Here is a 2797-nt window from a genome sequence, read left to right as displayed (position 1 = left end):
CCGCCTTTGCGCTGAAGATCCGCATACAGTAGCCGCCCTCGAAAGCCCTACTGACGGAGTTAAAGTATTCGCCTATGTCGGGAACTGTGAAGGACGTTACCGGGAGGCACAACAATTCGTTGCATCTTATTATGACCGCCTACTATGCATGGAAAGTGACCCCGCATGCAAAGACGAGAGCCGCCTCTGTTATGTCACCTTCTCACCCAACGGTTATTTAAGTATCCTTTTCCAAGAATTCATTTTAGAACATTCGATGGACACAGTCCCGCAAAAAACCGAACAGCAGATAGAACCGTTCTTGCCCAATGAAGAAACAGTTCCATCCAACGACGATATTAAGATGTTCGTTTCGTCCTATATTTTCCTAAATCCGCTCACTACCGGAAAACGACACACCAACCTTTTTAAACTAGCTTGTGAAGCTCGGCGTCGTCTCTATCCCGAAGAAAATATACTTCGTGAACTTGAGCCTTATTTGGAGCATACTAATTTCCCTTCATCCGAGTTAAAGAGCGTCATATCGTCTGGTTATAAACAAGTTAACTATTCAAGTGACTTTTCATCAACTCCAAATCCCAGCGTTTCCCAAAAAGACAAATGGACAAATAGCCCCTATGACCACCTTGAGAAGGACATGGATGCGGAAGAAAACTATTGGCAAGGCGAAGAGTTACGCAAATCCACGCCCGTTTTCCCTGATAATTTGTATCAAAATATGCCCGATCTACTCAGCGAATGTATACTTGAAGAATGCACTTCCCGTGAACGGGATATTTCCTTCCTGTCCGATCTCACCGCGCTAAGTGCTGTGCTCCCTTACACATTCGGTATCTACAATCACAAGAAATACTCACCACATCTCTATTGCGTCGTCATCGCCCCAGCAGGTAGTGGTAAGAGTATCGCCCAAACCGGGCGTTACCTGATTGAAGACATACACAGCCAAATCCTGTTGGACAGCGACCAACAGCAGCGCAACTATAAAAATGCTCATAACGCCTGGCAAGCACAGTTATCCCGAAAAAACAAAGATGAGAACAAGCGACCCGAAGAACCCCAAGCCCCACCCTTCCGAATGCTAATCATTCCCGCCACCACCAGCTACACCCGTATGCAAATACAGATGCAAGATAATGGAACGCAGGGAAGTATCATATTCGACACCGAAGCACAGACTCTATCAAATGCTAATCACCTCGATTGCGGTAATTTCGATAACATCATCTGCAAATGCTTCGAACACGAAAATATCGACTCCTCCTACAAAGCCAATGGAATACGTCCCATCTACATCCGACATCCTATGCTGGCACTCTTCCTCACAGGAACTCCCGGACAGTTAAGTGGATTGCTCGAAAGTTCCGAGAATGGGCTGGCAAGCCGCATGCTCTACTATACATACAGAGAAATGCCCTACTGGAAAGAAATGGGCGACAATTCCGACTCCTTCGAGGAACATTTCAAAACTCTGGCACAACGTGTTTCCCTATTATACAATTTCTGCTTGAATCACCCAGTCATGTTCCATTTCAGCAATACGCAATGGAGGCACTTGAATACACAGTTCTCGCAATTACTAGCCAATGTATCTCTCGAAAGTAACGACGACCTGCAGGCAGTAATCAAGCGGTATGCTTTCTTGGTGATGCGCATCAGCATGATCCAAACACGCATCCGCCAATTCGAGAACAACGATATATCACCCGATATTTACTGTACTGACATTGACTTCGAGCATTCCCTAGAGATTGTTCTCAGTTGTTATGAGCACAGTCGACTGCTACTTTCTTCCATGCCCTCCTATTCTTCTCAAGCATTGAAAAATCCGGATATCAACAAAAACTTCATCAACGAACTTCCCGCACAATTCACCCGTGAAGACGCCAATCAATTGGGCGTAAAATACAACTTCAATCCACGTCGGATAAGCAGGCTTCTAAAAGCAGCTATCGGACTAAGAATTAACAAAATAGCTCATGGAGTTTACCAAAAGATTACTCACTAGGTGGTCATATAGGCCATTTGACTATTTGTCTATTTCGAAAACCGGGAAAAAACGTCTAGATCTTTTTGAAAAACGTCTAGACGTTTTCACCAAAAGATCGGGATCTTTTCGGACAAACATCCCGATCTTTTTCCGGGCATTATCATCTCTTTTTTAGTTTGACTTTACTTTTATCTGTGCGTCAATGAGTGTCAATGTGCATACCCGCCAACCGATGGTGTATTACCTTTGCCACGTAATCGATTACAAGAGTTAGTTAACCCAAACAAAAAACTTTAAAAAAGAAGATTATGCAAAATTACGTTATCATCCCTCGCAAGAACCCGTCGAAACCGATGGAAGCTCCTAAGTTTTATGCAGTAGCCCGAAGCGGGCGCACCGCAAGTGTCAAAGAAGTTTGCCGGCGTATATCAGAACGCTCCTCTTATTCAAAAGGCGAATTGGAAGGAGCATCGGAGAATTCCTGTTAGAAATAGTCAATGTCCTACAAGAAGGCAACATCGTCCAACTAGGCGATCTGGGCAACTTCCGAATGGGTATTAAGACCGGCACACCCACCGAGACGGAAAAAGACTTCAAGTCCTCTTGTATCCAAAAGAGTAAGGTATTATTCTATCCCGGAAACGACCTGCGTAAGCTATGCAAAACCATGGATTATACCCCTTACAAATCAGGTGAGAAAAACGACGAAGAAGAGAAGCCGGATAACGGAGGGGGCAACAACGGTGGCGGAGAAGCACCTGACCCATCATTATAAGCCATGAAACGCATCTCTGGTCTAGTTTTAAA

The 2797-nt window shown here is 44.6% G+C and carries 1 protein-coding gene and 1 pseudogene; both read left to right on the top strand.

The features are described from left to right. Positions 1–2008 (top strand): DUF3987 domain-containing protein (locus JCM10512_RS20895; protein ID WP_044165870.1); only part of this gene is annotated, 2008 nt, incomplete at its 5' end. A 287-nt stretch (positions 2009–2295) separates the two neighbouring features. Then, positions 2296–2765, top strand: a pseudogene (locus JCM10512_RS20890) (HU family DNA-binding protein). The last annotated feature ends 32 nt before the right edge of the window (positions 2766–2797 follow it).

Origin of the sequence: Bacteroides reticulotermitis JCM 10512 (assembly GCF_000517545.1) — a bacterium.
In the GTDB taxonomy this organism is placed as follows: domain Bacteria; phylum Bacteroidota; class Bacteroidia; order Bacteroidales; family Bacteroidaceae; genus Bacteroides; species Bacteroides reticulotermitis.
Note: the sequence above shows the minus strand (reverse complement) of the source record. Positions and strands in the feature narration are given on the sequence as shown.